Here is an 18,255-nt window from a genome sequence, read left to right as displayed (position 1 = left end):
GAAACACGGAAATACGACCGGCCTACAGAATGACGTGAATTCACGCGATTTCCGGGCGATATCGATACCCCTCTTAAATGCTTTGTGGAGACGCCCGTTGAGAGTAGGTGAGAAAGCGGCGAAAATAGGGGGATTGAGCCCACTCGGGCCGGTTGCGGGGGTTGGACACACCTGGTCTGAACCAGAAAGCATTTATCATATGTGGTAGATGGATTACAACGTGAACCGTCAGTCCCGTCTACCACTGGGGGCAGGTGCAGTGCGTCCTCGGTGGCAGGGCGCTGACGGGGACAGAGACACACGACAACTATGACAGATACAACAGAGAAACTTCGCGCGCTGTTCCTCACAGCGCTGATGGTCTTCAGCGTCTTCGCTGGAACCGTCGCGTTCAGTGGTGCAGCCGCAGCGGCAACCGCGAATAACTCCTCAACAGCGCTTGAGGGAGATTCAGCGGTAGCGTACGAGTATGGTGGAACAACCACGGTAGAAGTCGTCTTCAACCAGACCGTTGACCCAGGTCAGGACTGGGATAACGACAACGAATGGGTGAACGTCACGCTTCGTGACGACACCTTGTACAACGACACCGGCAACGGTAATGCCGAGGCGATCGACACGATCAGTACCGAGGACGGTGCTCTGTACCTTGATCTGAGCGGCGTTAATCCCGCAAACATCACCCAGGTTGGTTTCGGTGACGTTGATGGAGATGTCGTCAACGGTACGCTTGACGTGACGAGTACGACGACGACTCTTGCCGAAACCGATGGGGCTGCAGGAGACACGTCGGCATACAAGGGTGAGCAGATTGCCCTGCTGGCAACGCAGCCGGATACGACGATCCAGGTCGCAGAAAACGGTACGTTCCTCTACGAACGTGGCACGGGCGACAACAGCAAGGTTCGCGTTGTCGAGACTGATGGTCTTGCCAACGAGCCGCACAACTTCACGTTCTCCCCCGACGACCGTGACGTCACGGTTGACCTAACCGGCTTCGACTCCTTTGACTTCTCGGCGTCGATCAGCGACACCGAGATCACGAAGAACGACGGCACGACGACGCTCTCGGCCGAGTCCAACCGGATCGACCGCAAGGTCGCCTTCCAGGTTGGCGACGAAGTTGCGTTCGACACGATCGACAGTAACGGTGAGGCCTCCGCCGAGTTCAGTGCCGGCGACTTCGACGCAGATACGTACAGCGCAGAGGCAGTCCACCTCGACACAGGCATTATCGTTGACCTCGGTGACGTCACCGTCAACGAGAAGCCTGACACCAATCTCGAGCTCGGCTCGGCTGGTTACCAGGAGACTGCTGGTGACATCGTCGAGGTCGACCTCAGCATCACGGGCACGGACCAAGTCGACCTTCTGCTCGACGGAGAAGGCTTCAACGAGGAAACGATCGACGTCACAGACGGTGACGGCGACGGCTCCGTGACCGTCCTCCTCAACACGTACACGGGTACGGCCAGTGCCGAAGGTGACGACGACTCCGCCACCCTCGGTTACAACGATCCGATCTACCCCGGTACCTTCACGCTGTTCATCGCCCAGGACGGCGATGACTCGGGTGAAGCCGAGGACGCCGCATCGCTCAACCTCCAGCAGCCGGAGCTTGACGGTGCAACCGTCCTCGTCGGTCCCGAGAACCACGACGCCTTCGACGGTAGCAACTACGACGACGACGCAACCCAGGTCGCCGCCATCGAAGGCAACACGACCGAGGTCAGCGAAGTCGCCACGACCGAGAACGGCTACACTGACGAAGTCGTCGTCGCCTTCGACGCCAGCGGCGTCTTCGGTGCCATCGCAGAGGGACAGAGTGACGCTGCGGGCATCAACTGGTCGGTCGACGAGGCTGTCCAGAACAACCCCGGCGACATTGGCGGGACGCCCCTCGCGAGCGATGACAACGACCGAGTCTACTTCATCCTCGACAAGGGCGAACTCGAAAACAAGAACGTCGGCCAGATGTTCGAGGGCACCCTCGACATCAACGCTGACAGGAACCCGTACTGGGACAACGACGGCGACGTCTCGGCGAGCTTCGAGTTCGTCGATGCGGACGCCAGTCCCAACACGGTCGAAGAACCCTACCAGATAGTGCCCGGGGAAGACTCCGAAATCCGCGGCAGTGCGAACGTCGCACCCGGTAGTGAGTTCGACGTCCGCGTCCTCGCCGGTGGCTCGCTCGCCATCGCCGAGAACGTGGTAGTCAGTGAAGACGGCACGTGGAACGTCAGCTACGACTTCAGTGACCGCAGCGTTGGCGACAACGCGACGATCACTGTCTCGGCAGCCTACGGCGTGGAAGTCGACGCCGTCTTCGCAGACACGCCCGAGTGGGAAACCTCCGGCAACGTCGCTCAGCTCGAACAGCGCGTCTCCGAACTCGAGACGCTCCTGAACGAGACGACGATGATGCTCGAGCAGAAGAACGCCACCATCGAAGAACTGCGCACGCAGGTCAACGAGAGTGGCGGCGCAAGCCAGGAACTGCTCGAACAGAAGAACTCCACGATCGCGGAGCTCGAGAGTCAAGTCCTCAACCAGACCACCGCAATGTCTGACCTTCAGGAACAGCTTGACTCGCTGAACCTCTCGGTCCAGACCCTGGAAGCGAACAACGAGGATCTCCAGAGTCTGCTCGATGAGAAGAACTCCACGATCGAGGACCTCAACGAGCAGCTCGAATCTGACGATGAAACCACGACCACCGGCGGTCCCGGCTTCACGGCTGTGATCGCGCTGGTCGCCCTGATGGGTGCCGCACTGCTCGCCGTCCGCCGCCAGCAGTAAAGCGTCCATCTAATCACGACTGACCGCCGAAAGCGGTTGTCCGCGCAGTTTTTCATTTTTTGGCTGCTACGTCGAACAACGGCGGGACCGTCGTCGAGAGCGCTCTCAAACACACGTGCTCCAGTACCTGTCAATACGTGGATACCGATAGAGAGTCCCAGGGCCGTAACGCATAATCACCCGGGCGGCGTAGCGTCAGGATAGCGAGACCAAACGATGAGTGAGGGCGAGCGCAAACTGATGGACGACCGGGGGCAGTACCTGCAGGCAGTCACGGAGGGCAGGGACATCCAGGATGCCGACTGGACGCAATGCCGGATCGTCCTCACGACCGAGCGCATCGCCCTCATCACCGACGAGAAACGGGTGCTCCCCCTGGGCGACATCGACGACATCGGTGGCCGCTACGATGTCAACCAGAACGCGGCCGGCGTTGCGAGTTACGTCACGCTCCATCTGGAAGACGACATCATCCTCCTCCGGGCACCCGAACAGGACGCCTTCGAGACGGATCTCTACCGGGCGTTCCTCGACAATACGATCATCTATGTCCAGCATCCAGCGGTGAAAGGCGGCGTTGTCCAGGGTGCTGAGTGGCAACGGGCCAAGATCAAGCTCACCGACGAGGCGGTACAGATCGCAGTCGCTGACGGCCAGTATGTCACCATCGAGCGCGACGATATCGGTGACGTCGAGACCGACGAGCGAACGGTCGACGGTGGCGAACGACGGATCTTCGAGGTCGAACACACCGACAGCGAGGATCGGAGCGTCGAAACCCACATCGCCGGTGAAGGCCAGCAGGTGACGATCCTGAAAGCGATCTTCGAGGAGGGTGTCGAACGAAACCGTGCAAACCTCGACCTCTCGCCGACCGAGCAACAGATCGTGATGGCGCTACACTCGGGGGTTTCACCCTTTGACCTGCCGGATTTCGTCGACGAAGACGTCACAGACATCGAGGCGATATTCGATCGGCTGATCGAACTCGACGTGATCGAGACGATCCGCGAGCGGACCGAAGTCGAGATGACGTCCCGAGGTCGACAGGTCGCCAGCGAAGAGATGGGATCGCAATGACTGAGACGAGTGGACTCATCCAGTTTCACTCGTGAGGGGGCACGGACAGGACAGCACTTGCGGAACCCATCAGATTAAAATCAAGTCCCCGCTTGTATCCAGTATGTGCTGCCATACAGCCGTTGTTCTTGCAGCCGGGGAAGGGACACGACTCCGTCCGTTGACGCGAAATCGACCGAAGCCGATGCTCCCAGCGGCGAACCGACCGATCCTTGAGTACGTCCTCGACGCGTTAGTCGAGAACGGGATCAACGAAATCGTCATCGTCGTCGGGTACGAACGTGACCGGGTCCAGAATCACGTCGGACCGACCTACCGTGGGTGCCCAATCATATACGTCCACCAGGAAAAACAGCTCGGCACGGGCCATGCGCTGCTGCAGGCCCGGGAAGCCATCGAGGGGCCGGTAGTGGTCGTCAATGGCGACACGCTGATCGATCCGACGATTATCGGGGACGTCACAGACCGGTTCGCTGAGAGCGACGACAGGGCGACGTTGGCCGTTCTTGACGAGCCCGATCCAACGGATTACGGGGCAGTGGTCGTCGAGAACGGGACGGTAACCGATATCGTCGAAAAGCCGGACGCCGGCGAGTATCGCTATATCAACGCGGGGGTCTACGCGTTCGGGCCATCAATCTTCGACGTGATCGAAGCGACGCCCCGGGAGGCCGGCGAACTCACGTTGACCGACGCGTTAGGGCGGATGGTAGACGAGGAAGGCGTCGGTGCCGTCGAGACGAACGGGACGTGGGTCGATGCGACCTACCCGTGGGACCTGCTGGAGTTGGCACAGGAGGTCCTCGCAAACGGACGGATCAATCCGCCGGAATCGGACAAGCGAGTCTGGATCGACGAGAGCGCGACCGTCCACGAGGCGGCAACGATCCAACCGCCGACCGTTGTCGGCCCGGACTGTGAGATCGGCCCGGGTGCGGTAGTCGGACCGAACGTCGCGCTCGGCCGGAACGCGACCGTCGGTTCGAACGCGACGCTTCGGACAACCGTCCTCGACGACGACGCACGCGTCGGCCCGGGATCGACCCTGCTCGATGCGGTCATCGGCCAGGCAGTCACCGTCGGTCCAAACACCGTCGTCTCGGGCGGCCCCTCGGAAGTGCGAGTCGGCACGGAGATCTTCGAGGACGAACCGCTCGGTGCGCTGCTGGCCGACCGAGTCACCGCAGAGGGGAACGTCAGCTTCGCGCCGGGGACACTGGTCGGCCCGAACGCCCACCTCGCGACCGGCGTCAGCGTCGAGGGCTGCGTTACGGAAGGTGCGGAGGTGCGGCGCTGATGTGTGGTATCATCGGCTGTGTCGGTCGTGACGCGGAGACGACCGACGTCCTCGTCGAGGGACTCTCGACGCTTGAGTACCGCGGCTACGACTCGGCAGGCGTTGCCCTGGGAAACGGCGACATCGAGGTCACCAAGTGCTCGGGCACGATCGACGAACTCCGGGCAGCAGTCGAACTCGAGCAGCCGTCCGGGCCGGTCGGGATCGGCCACACCCGCTGGAGCACCCATGGGCCGCCGACTGACGAAAACGCCCATCCTCACGCCGACTGTACCGGCGACGTAGCTGTGGTCCACAACGGGATCATCGAGAACTACCAGGAACTCAAAGACGAGCTCGGTGCCGACCACGAGTTCAAGAGCGAGACGGATACCGAAGTCGTCCCGCACCTGATCGAGGAAGCCCGTGAGGCGGGCGCTGAGCCCGAGACCGCTGTGCGAAACGCCGTCTCTCGACTGGAGGGGAGTTTCGCCGTCGCCGTCGTGATCGCCGGCCACGAGTCGGTCTTTGCGGTCCGTAACGACTCCCCGCTTGTGCTCGGCCTCGGTAGCGCCGAGGGCGACGGGCCAGCCGACGCCTACTATCTCGCCAGCGACGTCCCGGCGTTCCGTGAGTACACCGACCGTGTGGTCTATCTGGATGACGGTGAATTCGCCCGCCTCGATCCCGACGGCTGGACAGTCTCGACGATCGACGGCGACGTCGTCGAGAAGCCCGTCGATATCATCGAGTGGGATCCCGAGGAGACGGGCAAGGCGGGGTACGATCACTTCATGCAAAAGGAGATCAACGAACAGCCCCGATCACTGCGTCAGGGCCTCTCCGAACGGGTGGACGAACTCGCCGGCGAGGTCGATATCGGCGACCTGGCGTATCTCAATCCACGCGGCGTCCAGTTGGTGGCCTGTGGGACGAGCTATCACGCGGCGCTATACGGCGCACAGCTGTTCCGTGACGCCGGTATCCCCGCCCAGGCGTTCCTGGCTCACGAGTACGCGAGTGCGCCGCCGCCGGTCGGCGACGATCTGGTCATCGGCGTGACCCAGAGCGGTGAGACCGCCGATACCCTCTCGGCGTTGCGGGCGGCCCGTTCGAAGGGCGCGACCACACTCGCAGTCACCAACGTCGTGGGTTCGACAGCCTCGCGGGAATGTGATCACGTCTTCTACATCAAGGCCGGCCCGGAGATCGGGGTGGCCGCGACCAAGACCTTTGCCTCCCAGTTGACGGCGCTGAACCTGCTCGCAACCGGGATGGTTCCCTCCAAGGACGACCGGGAGTCCATCGCCGCGCTACGGGATCTCCCCGCCGACGTCCAGGAAGTCCTCGACGAATCACGGGCCGAAGCGGTCGCCGAGGAATACCTCGACAGCGACGCCTACTTCTTCCTCGGTCGGGGGCTCCAGTACCCCGTCGCCCTGGAGGGCGCACTCAAGATGAAGGAGATCACGTACAAGCACGCGGAGGGATTCGCCGCCGGGGAGTTGAAACACGGCCCGCTCGCGCTCGTGACGGCGAACACGCCGGTGTTTGCGATGGTGACCGGCGACGGCGAACAGGCACGCAAAACCATCGGCAACGTCAAGGAAGTCGAGGCGCGGGACGCACCGGTCGTTGCGGTCACCGACGGGCAGAGCGACGTCGAACGCTACGCCGATCACGTCCTGTCGGTTCCCGAAAGTTCACCCCGGACGGCCGCTATACTGACGAACGTCCAATTGCAACTCGCGGCCTACCATACAGCCGCGAAACTCGGCCGGCCGATCGACAAACCCCGGAACCTGGCCAAAAGCGTGACCGTCGAGTGACGCCGATCAGCAATCAGTTCCGGAAGTCAGAGTTCCCATCCCCCTCCGGCGGCGCTGGCGGTTCGAGCACCGTTCGAAGTACCTGTAGAGTTCGGGAGTTCGTCGTGATAGTCTCTTGACCGCCGGCGAACTTGCTCGCCTGCTTGAGACGGGACGTGCGAAACCAGGGAGCTACAATGGAAACAAGAGTATCAAGGAGCGTGATGATCGGTCCGACAGTGTGAGTCCCACGGAGGTCGATCACGATCATCTCGGGATCAGGTTCAGCAGTCAACCAGCGGTAAAGAAGCGAGCGGCGGGTAAAGCGACCAATCGATCGAACCAGTACACGGACGGTTGACGTTCGTTGACTAGTACCGTACCGCCGTGAAAAAGTATTACAGAGCGAGCGCAGACGAGACGTACGGCTGGCTTGCCGGACGACTGTTTTAAGGGTTCGACTGTATCGACCGAGCGTGGATACGACCCGCGATTGCGTCAGATATTGGTCGGTCATTCGGCGTCAAATTCAAAATCGGTGACGATCCCGCTTATGGAAACGCGGCCGAGGTCCAGGGTAAGCGTACGACCGACTTCTAGCGGTTGGCCGTTGAAGCGATACTCCGCTTGCCCATCGGAAAGTGCCTCGCTAACCGAGAGTGTTACGTCCATGGTGACGGTTCTGTTCAAAGGATGGGCGCGTTCATGTAACGTCCCGTTATCAGCCCTCACGACGACACGTGACGGCTCGACAGATTTATCGTCAACAGAAATGATGGACTCCTTGGTTTCAATGGCACCTTCGGGAATTGCTGCGGCAACATACGGTTTGGTATCTTCAACTTGAACGGTAATCGGAACATCTTCAGTCGAAGATGCCGTTTCTGACGGCCCTTGCCCAACGACCAGCGCGACACCGGCGACGACGACTGCGGCGAGCAAGAGGACGACCAGCGCATCGATGACATTGACGATGCCAAAGAGGTTCCCATGTTCGTCGATTATGTCCATTACTACAGGTTTCCAGTGGGGGTTGTCAGATAGTAGTTACGAGTCTGCGACGGGGCAGATATCTACTCGGAAGAAGCGATACATGTCTGACACAGGATTTATTCGCCACGGTATCGGATTCTGTAGCAATGGAGCCACACTGGCGGTACCGGACTTCGGGTGTGTTCGGCACCGCTGTGATCGCCTTGGTGACAGTTGTCCTAGCCAACGAACCAGCCGTGCGTTCGATGATAGAGTTCGTTCCGGTGTTGGCGAACCTCCCCGCTGATCGTGCAGTGGGCGACGAACTCCTTTTCGAGGCGACGACGACGACAGTTGTGGTTCTCGTGGCAATGGTTCCGCTGTACAAGCCGCGCCCGCGTCGGATCCTCGATACGTGGATGGACGCTGGCCGCCGGACGATACTTGCCCTCCTCTCGCTTGCGACGATAGGTTACTTCGATTACACCTACCGGCTTCCGCGGGCGACGCTGCTGGTTGCTGGGGGGCTTCTCCTCTTCGTGCTCCCGCTCTGGTTTGTCGCCATCCGCCGCCGTCCGGCGGGAACTGGTGAACGGACAGTCATCATCGGCGACGACCCAGAGACGATCAAAGATATCTTAGCCGCAGTCGACGGGGCCGTGATCGGCTATGTCTCACCACCCTCGGCGTACGTGGGGAATACTGATCTCACCCCGATGCGTCCTCAGACAGACGGCGGGAAAGAGTCCGACGCGATTGGGGACCTGACGTATCTCGGCGGCCTCTCGCGTCTCGACGAGATCCTGTTCGATTACGATGTGGACACGGCCATCCTCGCGTTCGATCGCCCGGATCGTGCGGAGTTCTTCGGGGCGCTGGACACTTGCTACGAGTACGGCGTCGCCGCGAAAGTCCATCGTGATCACGCCGATGTCGTACTGACCGACGGAACGGCCGGCGGCGAACTGGTCGACGTCGACCTGGAACCGTGGGACTGGCAGGACCACCTTATCAAGCGGCTCTTCGATATCGCGTTCGCCGTGGGCGGACTCGTCGTTCTCTCTCCAGTGATCGCCGTCGTCGGGGTGGCGATCAAACTTGATGACGGCGGTCCAATATTCTACAGTCAGAATCGAACAGCCACGTTCGGGGATACGTTCACTATTTATAAGTTCCGGAGTATGGTGCCGGAGGGGGCGTCGATCGAACCGACCGACGACGACACGAACGATCGGATTACCCGGGTCGGGCGGTTCCTTCGGCAGACGCATCTCGATGAGATCCCACAGTTGTGGTCGATTCTCGTCGGGGACATGAGCGTCGTGGGACCTCGTGCCGTCTGGACAGAAGAGGAAGAACAGTACCTGGAGACGACCGTCGACGCCTGGCGAAAACGATGGTTCGTCAAACCGGGACTCACCGGCCTCGCACAGATACACCAGGCCACGAGCATCGAACCGATCGAGAAGCTCCGGTATGACCTCCAGTACATCCGTGAACAGTCGTTCTGGTTCGACGTCCAGATCGTCGTTCGACAGATCTGGAACGTATTGACGGACGTTACTCGGACAATCGCCGGCGGCGATACCGACCAGAGGTGACGATCACTCACCGACCAGCGTTGCCAGGCCGTCTTCGAGAGATACCGACGGTTCGTATCCCAGCCGTTGGCGGGCTTTCGTGACGTCGGCCCGACTATGTGCAATATCGCCCGGCCGCGGATCGCGATGAACGATCGGGGAGTCGCTGTCGGTGACCCGCTGGGTCGTTTCGGCGAGCGTCCGAATCGAGGTTTCTTCGCCAGTCCCGACGTTGTACGCAGTGCCGACGTGCTCGGTCGTCGCTGCCCGGAGGTTCGCCTGAACGACATCCGCAACGTGGACGAAGTCCCTGGTCTGTGTCCCGTCGCCGTCGACAGTGATCGGCTCGCCGGCCTGGGCTTGCTCGCGGAAAATACTGATCACGCCGCTGTAATCGCTCGCCGTCTGGCGCGGTCCGTAGACGTTGAAATACCGGAGCGCGACCGTTTCGAGGCCGTAAAGGTCGTGATAGGTCCGGAGGTACTGGTCGGCTGAGCACTTATCGATCCCGTACGGCGACTGTGGAGCCACCGGCTCGGATTCCGTGAGCGGCAGGGACGTCGGTTCGCCATAGATCGCTGCACTTGAGGCGAAGACGACGCGGGCATCTTCCCGTCTTGCCGCCTCGAGTATCTGAAGCGTGCCGTCGAAATTGACGTCGTGACAGAATTCGGGCTCGTCGATCGATTGCTCGACACTGACGACGGCGGCTTCGTGAAAGACCAGGTCAACACCGTCAGTGACCTCGGCGACTGTCGCCGGATCACGAACGTCGCCCTTGACGAACGTCGCGCCGTCGGGGACGTTCTCGCGTGCCCCTGTCGAGAGGTCATCGAGAACGATCACATCGTTTGTTTCGACGAGTGCATCGGCGAGATGGCTGCCGATGAACCCCGCCCCCCCAGTGATTACCACGGTTTGTCCGGTTACGCTGGACCCACTCATGACAGTAGTAGTGAACGAATGAGCCCAAGAAACTACTGATATCAGTCGACGTACCCGAGGGCACTCTCGATCCGGCCGAGTTCCGGGCCGGTCGTGTCCTGGCCGACAACGTAGCCCTCGGCGTTGGCGACGAGGCCGGAGCCGACCAGCGGGCCGCCGTAGTTGATCGTCCCGACGTCCGTCGGAACATCCAGTACCTCGGCGACCCGGTCGAGTTCGGCGTCGGTCGCCTTGGGATGACACAGCGCACCGCGGTTGGTGGCGATCGCAGCCGTCCCGACCGTCTGGACACCGGCGATATCGCCGCGTTCGACCGGCACGTCGAGCGCATCCTTGACAGCCTGGACGGCGTCCCGGGGGAGGTCAGGGTGGACGAACGCGCCGTTGTCGTTGGCGAGGACCACGTTCCCGGCGGCGTTGATACGGCCCGGAAGTTCGACGACGGGCACGTCGATCACGTCCTGGATGCGGTCGCGTTCGTGATCCGTGACGCGACTCGTGACGAGCAGTCCGTTCTCGTTGCCGACGGCGAGCGCGCCGACCGTTCCGGCACCGCCGATCGTCGTCTCGACCATCGGGACGGACAGTTCCGAACCAAAGGCCTCGGTGACGTCTTCCTCGGCGTCGGGCCGGATCAGGAGGTACTCGTCAGTAGCGCGTGCGTAGACACCGACGTACGCCGATCCGGCGAAGGCCGTGCGGAGCAATGGTTACTCTGCGGGTTCGGCTTCGACGACGCTTTCGCCCGCTTCCTCGAAGCGCGCAGCACGAACGCGGATCGAACTCGGGGGGTTCGAACGGCCGTCCGACCAGATCTCCTCGTTGATCGACGGGTCGAGACGGACGTCATCCTCCGCGACCGAAAAGTGCTGTGCGAGGTGCTCGCGGATGAGCGACATCGCCGTGCCGGCTCGTTCGCCGTTCGGTACTGCCTGGACGTCACGAAGCGGGACGGTGACGACCCGCTCCTCGAATTCTTCGGCGCTCATTCGTCAGTATCGTTCCGTCGCCAGTGGCGTCGTTTCGGGTTCCGCTGTACGTCCTGATCGGTTTTCATCACGACCCACGCAGGGACGCGACTGTTCTGGCGTTCGAGTTTCGCCAGCCGCTTCTTTTTGCCCTTTGATTTCTTACCCATTGTAGGCCATCGTTCGCTGTCGTCGTTTATAGTTGTGTTCTTTCGACCCTCACACCAGCGCGAGCGGAACCATGATGGCCACCCCGACCACGACGCCGGCAGTTAATTCGGGCCGGCCCCGCGAGGGCAGGTCCGCCCCCGTCTCCAAGGCCTCGGGAATGAACTCCGTCAGGACGAGGTAGATCATCGCCCCCGCAGCGAACCCAAAGCCGTAGGGGAGAAAGTCCCTGGCGACCCGGACGAACGCGAAGGCGAGGACGGCACCGATCGGCTGGGGGAGACTCGAAAACACCGCCCACCAGACCATCCGCCACTCGCCGACGTCCATCGACCGTAGCGGGATGGCGATCGCCGTCCCCTCCGGGACGTTGTGGATCGAGATGGCGATCGTCATGAACACCGCCAGGATCGGAACCGTCACGCCGAGGACCATCGGTCCCTGGGCCCCTTCCAGACCCAGTTCGGCGAAGGAGACGCCGACGGCCACGCCCTCGGGGAAGCTATGGACGGTCAGAATGCCGAGGATGAGCACGAGCTTCTTGTAATCGGCCTCCGCGTACTCCTGGGGGTCGATCTCCGCACCGTCGAGGACGCGGTGGGCGAGGATGACCAGTACGACGCCCGCCGCCATCCCGATCGCGATCTCGATCGCCGTCCCCTCGGCGAGCCCCTCGAAGATCAGGCCAAAGAGCGACGCCGCCACCATGATCCCCGAAGCGAGCCCCCACAGCGCGACGTACCACCGGTCGCTGATGTCCTCGACCAGGAAAAACGGCAGCGCGCCCAGCCCGGTCGCCAGCGCGGTGATGAATCCCGCGACGAACACCAGCGTCAGATTCGCCAGCAAACTCATTGAACGATAGTTGGGCCGGGACGCACTTAAGAATTATCAATATACCAACCAATTTTGGTTGGCCTAAGTCGTTTGTCCGGCCTAAATAGCCATCTAATCCGATGAGAGCCGATATTTATTGGCAGTTCCCTGTTCCAGAATACACCATATTCCTTATATTACACACCACAGGCGTCACAGTTCGAACGATTCGAGCGTCGAATAGTCGGGGCCATCGTCGGTGAGGACGCTCTCGGTCAGGCAGACCTCGGTGACGTCGAGCGTACCAACGGTCGGATCAGCCTCGCGAAGGACGGTCTGGACCTGTTCCTTCCCGCCCGCGTGGTCCATCCGGGCGACGGTAACGTGGGGCGTGAACTCGTGGTCTTCCGGGTCAAAGCCCATCGCGACGGTTCGATCCTCGATGGCGGCCTGGAGGGCTGTCATCGCCGGGCCGCCCTCGCGGACGCCGACCCAGACGACGGTGATGTACTCCTCGCTGGGGAACGCGCCGAGGCCACCAAAGCGCGCCTCGAAGGGGGCGACGCCGCTCTCTTCGACTGCCGCGGTGAGTTCATCGGTGAGTTCGGGGAGGCGGTCCGGGTCGGTATCGCCCAGGAACTTCAGCGTGACGTGGGCCTGTGCAGGATCGACGAAGTTCAGCCCCGAAGCACCCTCGAAGCGATCCTGGACGGCCGCGATCGCCTCGGCGAGGCCGTCGAGGTCGATGCTGACGAACAGTCGCTTGCCCATATCAGCCATTGGTGACGCAGGCCTTAACCATTTGACTGCCATAGACGGTCTACATGACTGAGGAACCCGAAGACCACGAGTTCTCGGAGGGCCAGGGCTTTTCAGAGCCCTACGAGGGGTTCGATCTCGAACCGCCGGAGCTCAACGTCGATCCCGACAGCGTCGACCCGGTCGACTCCCGCGTCGTGAGCGACCTCCTCGACGAGCGATCGATCGGCGGGGACGAAGTCGACGCCGAGGAATTGCTCGACGTCGGGATCAGCTACACCCGGATCCAGCGTTTCGAGGAGGCGACCGAGACCCTCGAACGCGCCGCCCGCTACGCCGACGACGACTCGGTCGCACAGGAGGCCTGGGCGAACAAAGGGGCCGCTCACGCCGAACTCGAGGAGTACGACGCCGCGATGGGGGCCTACCGGGAGGCGATCGAGATCGATCCCGACTCCGAGCACGCCGCGACGGCCGAGACCAACCTCGCGTACGCGCTCTGGGAGTCCGGCCGCTCCGAGCAGGCGCTCGAACACGCCGAACGCGCCGTCGAGATCGACCCCCGATTCCCGCAAGCGTGGTACAACCGCGGCTTCTTCCTGCTCGAACGCGGCCTCGCAGAGGAAGCCATCGACGCCTTCGACAACGCCATCCGGCTCGGCTTTCGCAACGCGACCCTCCTGGAGGAGAAGGCCCGCGCCCACGAGGAAGTCGGCGAGGACGAACGCGCCGAGGAACTCGTCGAGGAGGCCGAAGAACTCCGCCAGGAGACCGAAGAGGAGTTGATCGACGACGGTGCCCAGACGGAACTCTACGAGTAAGATGACCGACGACGAGGGAACGGACGCGCCGGCGGATGCCAAACTCCTGCTCACCGAGCGCGAGACCGAGGAGGGACTGCTCGTTTCGGTGTGTGACGCTGACGTCCTGGGCGAGACCTTCGAAGACGGCGAACTCTCACTTGCGGTGACCGAGGAGTTCTACGGCGGGGATTCGGCGAGCACCGAGGCGGTCGCTGCGAGTCTGGCTCGGTGTGACACGGCGAACCTCGTCGGGTCGACGGCGGTCGAGGTCGCCATCGAAGAGGGGTTCGTCGACGAAGCGAACGTCCTCGACATCGACGGGACCCGCCACGCACAGTTGCTGTGGATGTGATTGCTCGACAGCGGCGTGGGCTGTGACTCACTCCACCAGCGGCGCGAGTTCGTCGGCGAGGTTGTGCCCGATCTCGACCATCCCGGCGTCGCCGGGGTGAAGGATGTCGTCCATCAGTCCGGGCACGGAGAGCAGCTTCGAGCCGTCGATAAACGAGAGGTTGTCGTGCGCTGAGTCAGCAACGAGTGTTTCGAGCGTCTCCCGGTAGGCCGCCGCCCGTTCGGGATCGTCGCCCGCGACGACGTCGGCGTGATACGGGAACAGCGAGACGGCGACGATCGGCTTTTCTGGGTGTGCGCCGGCGACGGTATCGAGCAACTGATCGGCGCGTTCGCGGAACTGCTCGACAGTGAATCCCCGATTCGACATGTTGACCGAGACGGCGATCGTCGCGACGTCCCAGTCGTCGCGACCGGCGATGTGGTCGGCGATGGCCGGTTCGCAGTACGCCGAGCCGGCCATGCCGAGGTTGATCGGATCGACACCCAGCTGTCGAGCGGCGGTGGCGACGTACGCCAGGTGTGGATTCGAGAGCGCCCCCTCGGTGATGGAGGTGCCGTAAGCGAGATACCGGGTTTCGGGGAGTTCTGCGTCTCGGGGTGGACGAGCGTCGCCGGCAACGTCGTGAAGTGCGACACGGGACCACGCGTCGAAGCGAAGGCGACAGATTCGGGTGTCATACGCGGCGTTCTCGGCAGCCGCCGGATCGAGGTTTCGGATCCGGTCGGGGACGGCAAAAGAGTGCGTCGAAGGGTCCGGGCCGATCTCGAACGGTTCGGCCCCCTGGAACGGCCCCCAGAAGGGCTGGACGGTCGTCTCCCCCGCAGCCGAGAGCGTCACCTCGACGGTCGCGTCCTCGCCGTCGGGGACGAACCGAATCTCGCTACCTGTCGGGCTCTGGACGCGGTCGCGGGCCATGACGTTGAGATTCGCGGCCACCGAACGCGGGACGCGATGGAGATGGCCGCCGCCGTTGGTCCAGTCGGCCGGGGCGAGTTCGGCGACGTTGTGCAAAGACACGGACGGAAAGGCCTCGAGTTGCATGCGGACGCGGTTCGTTGTCACCGTCGCAAGAAAATAACTCCGATATGCCGCCTTCGGAATGCGGAATCTCAACGAAATTCGTCGACAGTGATCGTCTCCAGAAACACCTCGCTAACGTATCGGAACTTGATACAGTCCTCGAAGCCGTGGGTAGGAAGTAAGCGCACAGCCGCTCGTCCCGCCGGTTTGTCCGTCGTCAACAGCACGATGCGGTCCGCCTCGCCGGCATCCAAAAGTTGTCCGGCAAGCCCAACGAGGGCCGTGTCCGCCTTCTCGATGCGATCCTCGTCGCGGTCGGTCTCGCTGGCGATGAATCTGCGTGTCTCGTCCATCACCGTCGAAACCAACGGATTGGTGTAGTCGAGTTCGTCGGCGACGACGATCCAGCCCGATCGGATGCCAGCCGAATACGGCACGTCTCGAGGGGTATTCCTCCGCAGCAGTATCGCCACCGAGTTCCTCGTAGACGCGTTGTGGAATTCGCAGGGAGATGTCTGCCTGTCGAACAGCCCGGCGCAGCCGCTGGGATTTGTCTTTCTCAGGCCCGCCACAGCGAACGAAAACACCAGTATCAGCGACGTAGACAGTCGTCATTTACGTTCTTCAGCGTACTCGGTGGCGACTGGTTCGAGCGCCTGTAAGATGATCTCGGCTTCGAGGGGTGAGAGATCGAGTTCCCGGGCCGCAATGCGATGGTTGACCGTGCCCTCGACGTACTCGAAGGCGTACTCGAGCGCGACAGCGAGGCCGTCGAGACCGTGTCGGTTGATGTACACGTCGATGTCCTCGTCCGCTTCGCGACGGGCAACGGCCGCGATCAGTGCCGGCGTGATCGTTCGCGTCTCCTCGGCAGCCGAGAGCGTGAGGGCGATCGGCTCGGCGTCGTATTCGTACGGACGCTGGTCGCGGGTTTTCTCGAGCAATCCGGCCGTTTCGAGCTTCCGGACGTACTCGTAGGCGGTCCCCTGCGGAATGTCGAGTGCGTCGACGATATCGGACACAGTGACCGGACCGTCCCGTAAAACCTGGGCGTAAACCCGGGCGAGTGCCGGCGTTTCCAGGAGGTCGGCAACTGTCTGTAGCTGCCGAATGGGTGACTGACCCGACTGTGGTGGGGACTGCGCCATCCTGGTTATGAATTATACATAACTCAATATAAGGCTGGCGGCGGGAGCAGAATAGGACAATTCGAGGGAAAGAACGATCCGGCTGTCAGACCGTCTCCATCTCGCGTTCGAGTTCCTGGAGGCGATCGATTCGCTTCTCCGTCGAGGGGTGGGTCCTAAAGAGGTTGGCGATCATCCCCTTCGAGATCGGGACGATGAAGAAGGCGTTCATCTCCGACTGGCTCCGCAGGTCCTCCTTGGGAACGCGGTCCATCCGGTTGTCGATCTTCGCGAGCGCCGAGGCCAGCGCCGAAGGTTGGCCGGAGATGATCGCCCCGCCGCGATCGGCGGCGTACTCCCGGTACCGGGAGAGAGCGCGGATCAGGACGTAGGAGACGATCCAGACGACCAGCGAGACGGCGATGGCGACGAAGATCCCGCCGCCACCGCCCCGGCGGTTGCGTCCGCCGCCGAACAGCCAGCCCCACCGGACGATCAGAAAGGCGATCGTCGAGAGGAACGAAGCGATCGTCATCACCACGACGTCGCGGTTCTTGATGTGGGCGAGTTCGTGCGCGATGACGCCCTCCAGTTCGTCCTGCTCTAAGGTTTCCATGATGCCCGTCGTCACGCAGACCGTCGAGTTCTTCTTCGAACGACCGGTCGCGAAGGCGTTCGGGACCGACGAGTCTGCCACTGCAATGTCGGGTTTCGGCAGGTCGGCCTGCTGGGCCAGCCGGGAGACGCTCCGATGGAGTTCCGGGTACTCGTTCTCGTCGACTTTCTTCGCGCCCATGCTTCGCAGGGCGAGTTTGTCGCTGAAGAACAGCTGACCGAACGAGAAGATACCCATCACGACGACGATACCCACGAGGCCGACGCCGGCACTCGCAAGCACCCCGACGAACACGATGTAGAGGGCAAACAGCAGGAACATCGTCACGACCATGCGCCCGCGCAGCCCCCAGTCCGGTTGCCACTGCATACGGACACTCGTAGGTGATCGGGAAAGAAAACCCCTCCGGGTGACGGTGTCGGCAGAATGCCCAACGGAGAAACTACACGACAGCTTCGTCCGAATCACTGGCCGATGCCACCAGCGGGAGATCGATATCGATCGCGTCGTACCACACGACCGGCCGTTTGGCATGGCCCTCTTCGACGAGATCGATCAAATGCAACTCCGAAAGTTCGGTCAGATTACGGTGGACCTGACTCACGTCACGTTCGACGAGGCGTGCAGTCTCACGAATACTCCCGGGTTCGTGCTGGACAATCGCCCGCAGCAGTTCCAGTGATTTCGGTCGTGTTACGCTGTGTACGTCCGCGGGGTCCGTGTAGACCACTTCGAGATGCGGGTCGGGTGTCTCGCCTCGGTCGAGGGCGGCGAGCGTGTCCGAGAGTTGCTCGTCGTCACCCTCGCGAAAGCGAACGTGAAGCGTACGGTCAGTATCGTTACCAGTCGTGGCCATGTTCGATCACCTCTGATTTGAACTGCTGGAAGAGAGACTCCAGCCCGTTGAACTCGACGTCATCGACACTCCCGTCGGCCGTATGCTTGTGATGGCGTGCCGTATCCGGGTGGTCAGGGAAGTTGTCGTAGCGAAGGATCGTTTCCCCTGCAGCATTGCCATACTGCATCGAGTACTTGATCTCTTCCGGATACCGATCTGATTCGGGCACCCGGTAGGCATTGATCTCAGCATAGCGGTCACCGAAGTCCTTCGTGACCTCGATGACGGGCTGGGCGAGATCATCTCCGGGCACGGTTGTTGT

General features: G+C 62.0%; 19 protein-coding genes and 1 pseudogene. 7 read left to right on the top strand and 13 right to left on the bottom strand.

Annotated elements, in window-relative coordinates:
- Positions 1 to 309 precede the first annotated feature (309 nt).
- The 4 genes from SVXhr_RS03165 (at position 310) to glmS (ending at position 6,987) form a co-directional block, all read left to right on the top strand.
- Positions 310 to 2,802 (top strand): BGTF surface domain-containing protein, encoded by a 2,493-nt coding sequence (locus SVXhr_RS03165; protein WP_275739365.1) that lies wholly within the window; start codon positions 310 to 312, stop codon positions 2,800 to 2,802.
- Positions 2,803 to 3,018: 216 nt separating this feature from the next.
- Positions 3,019 to 3,882, top strand: a complete 864-nt coding sequence (locus SVXhr_RS03160) for a CheF family chemotaxis protein (RefSeq protein ID WP_275739363.1) — start codon at positions 3,019 to 3,021, stop codon at positions 3,880 to 3,882.
- A gap of 103 nt (positions 3,883 to 3,985) precedes the next feature.
- The gene (glmU, locus tag SVXhr_RS03155; RefSeq protein WP_275739361.1) at positions 3,986 to 5,179 is read left to right on the top strand and encodes a bifunctional sugar-1-phosphate nucleotidylyltransferase/acetyltransferase; all 1,194 of its coding nucleotides are present in this window, start codon (positions 3,986 to 3,988) and stop codon (positions 5,177 to 5,179) included.
- Positions 5,179 to 6,987: a glutamine--fructose-6-phosphate transaminase (isomerizing) gene (glmS, locus tag SVXhr_RS03150; RefSeq protein WP_275739359.1), complete on the top strand. Its 1,809-nt coding sequence runs from the start codon at positions 5,179 to 5,181 to the stop codon at positions 6,985 to 6,987. The genes glmU and glmS overlap by 1 nt, the downstream gene beginning before the upstream one ends.
- Positions 6,988 to 7,479: 492 nt before the next feature.
- On the opposite strand, the gene SVXhr_RS03145 is transcribed toward glmS, so the two are convergent.
- Positions 7,480 to 7,977: a DUF4330 domain-containing protein gene (locus SVXhr_RS03145; protein ID WP_275739358.1), complete on the bottom strand. Its 498-nt coding sequence runs from the start codon at positions 7,975 to 7,977 to the stop codon at positions 7,480 to 7,482.
- Between the two features lie 128 nt (positions 7,978 to 8,105).
- Between SVXhr_RS03145 and SVXhr_RS03140 the strand changes: the two genes are divergently transcribed.
- The gene (locus SVXhr_RS03140; RefSeq protein ID WP_275739356.1) at positions 8,106 to 9,539 is read left to right on the top strand and encodes a sugar transferase; all 1,434 of its coding nucleotides are present in this window, start codon (positions 8,106 to 8,108) and stop codon (positions 9,537 to 9,539) included.
- 3 nt (positions 9,540 to 9,542) lie between these two features.
- Here SVXhr_RS03140 and SVXhr_RS03135 read toward each other — a convergent pair whose 3' ends face one another.
- The 6 genes from SVXhr_RS03135 to thpR all read right to left on the bottom strand — a co-directional run bounded on the left by SVXhr_RS03135 (position 9,543) and on the right by thpR (position 13,186).
- Complete coding sequence (locus tag SVXhr_RS03135) at positions 9,543 to 10,463, bottom strand: NAD-dependent epimerase/dehydratase family protein (RefSeq protein WP_275739354.1); 921 nt, start codon at positions 10,461 to 10,463, stop codon at positions 9,543 to 9,545.
- Positions 10,464 to 10,504: 41 nt separating this feature from the next.
- Positions 10,505 to 11,170: a translation initiation factor IF-6 gene (locus tag SVXhr_RS03130; protein ID WP_275739352.1), complete on the bottom strand. Its 666-nt coding sequence runs from the start codon at positions 11,168 to 11,170 to the stop codon at positions 10,505 to 10,507.
- Positions 11,171 to 11,173: 3 nt separating this feature from the next.
- Positions 11,174 to 11,452 (bottom strand): 50S ribosomal protein L31e, encoded by a 279-nt coding sequence (locus tag SVXhr_RS03125; protein ID WP_275739350.1) that lies wholly within the window; start codon positions 11,450 to 11,452, stop codon positions 11,174 to 11,176.
- Entirely contained in the window at positions 11,449 to 11,601 is a 153-nt protein-coding gene (locus tag SVXhr_RS03120) for a 50S ribosomal protein L39e (RefSeq protein ID WP_275739348.1), read from the bottom strand. Before SVXhr_RS03120 ends, SVXhr_RS03125 begins: the two co-directional genes overlap by 4 nt.
- A gap of 49 nt (positions 11,602 to 11,650) precedes the next feature.
- Entirely contained in the window at positions 11,651 to 12,454 is an 804-nt protein-coding gene (locus SVXhr_RS03115) for a ZIP family metal transporter (RefSeq protein WP_275739346.1), read from the bottom strand.
- A 174-nt stretch (positions 12,455 to 12,628) separates the two neighbouring features.
- The gene (gene thpR, locus SVXhr_RS03110) at positions 12,629 to 13,186 is read right to left on the bottom strand and encodes an RNA 2',3'-cyclic phosphodiesterase (RefSeq protein ID WP_275740859.1); all 558 of its coding nucleotides are present in this window, start codon (positions 13,184 to 13,186) and stop codon (positions 12,629 to 12,631) included.
- Positions 13,187 to 13,239: 53 nt separating this feature from the next.
- Between thpR and SVXhr_RS03105 the strand changes: the two genes are divergently transcribed.
- Both SVXhr_RS03105 and SVXhr_RS03100 read left to right on the top strand, forming a co-directional pair.
- Positions 13,240 to 13,995, top strand: coding sequence for a tetratricopeptide repeat protein (locus tag SVXhr_RS03105; protein WP_275739344.1), 756 nt, complete (start codon positions 13,240 to 13,242; stop codon positions 13,993 to 13,995).
- 1 nt (position 13,996) lies between these two features.
- Positions 13,997 to 14,329 (top strand): DUF424 family protein, encoded by a 333-nt coding sequence (locus tag SVXhr_RS03100; protein ID WP_275739342.1) that lies wholly within the window; start codon positions 13,997 to 13,999, stop codon positions 14,327 to 14,329.
- A 27-nt stretch (positions 14,330 to 14,356) separates the two neighbouring features.
- On the opposite strand, the gene SVXhr_RS03095 is transcribed toward SVXhr_RS03100, so the two are convergent.
- The 6 genes and pseudogenes from SVXhr_RS03095 to SVXhr_RS03070 all read right to left on the bottom strand — a co-directional run bounded on the left by SVXhr_RS03095 (position 14,357) and on the right by SVXhr_RS03070 (position 18,246).
- On the bottom strand, positions 14,357 to 15,373 hold the full coding sequence (locus SVXhr_RS03095) for an SGNH/GDSL hydrolase family protein (RefSeq protein WP_275739340.1): 1,017 nt from the start codon (positions 15,371 to 15,373) through the stop codon (positions 14,357 to 14,359).
- Positions 15,374 to 15,441: 68 nt separating this feature from the next.
- Positions 15,442 to 15,967, bottom strand: a pseudogene (locus SVXhr_RS03090) (hypothetical protein).
- Positions 15,964 to 16,500, bottom strand: coding sequence for a helix-turn-helix domain-containing protein (locus tag SVXhr_RS03085; protein ID WP_275739336.1), 537 nt, complete (start codon positions 16,498 to 16,500; stop codon positions 15,964 to 15,966). The pseudogene SVXhr_RS03090 and the gene SVXhr_RS03085 overlap by 4 nt, the downstream one beginning before the upstream one ends.
- Before the next feature lie 85 nt (positions 16,501 to 16,585).
- Positions 16,586 to 17,464, bottom strand: a complete 879-nt coding sequence (htpX, locus tag SVXhr_RS03080) for a zinc metalloprotease HtpX (RefSeq protein ID WP_275739334.1) — start codon at positions 17,462 to 17,464, stop codon at positions 16,586 to 16,588.
- A 73-nt stretch (positions 17,465 to 17,537) separates the two neighbouring features.
- Positions 17,538 to 17,951: a transcriptional regulator gene (locus tag SVXhr_RS03075; RefSeq protein WP_275739332.1), complete on the bottom strand. Its 414-nt coding sequence runs from the start codon at positions 17,949 to 17,951 to the stop codon at positions 17,538 to 17,540.
- Positions 17,935 to 18,246: a DUF6516 family protein gene (locus SVXhr_RS03070; RefSeq protein WP_275739330.1), complete on the bottom strand. Its 312-nt coding sequence runs from the start codon at positions 18,244 to 18,246 to the stop codon at positions 17,935 to 17,937. The genes SVXhr_RS03075 and SVXhr_RS03070 overlap by 17 nt, the downstream gene beginning before the upstream one ends.
- Positions 18,247 to 18,255 lie beyond the last annotated feature (9 nt).

Source organism: Halorhabdus sp. SVX81 (assembly GCF_029207715.1).
In the GTDB taxonomy this organism is placed as follows: domain Archaea; phylum Halobacteriota; class Halobacteria; order Halobacteriales; family Haloarculaceae; genus Halorhabdus.
The sequence above is the reverse complement of the archived record's forward strand: the minus strand, read 5'-3'. Positions and strand labels throughout refer to the sequence as shown.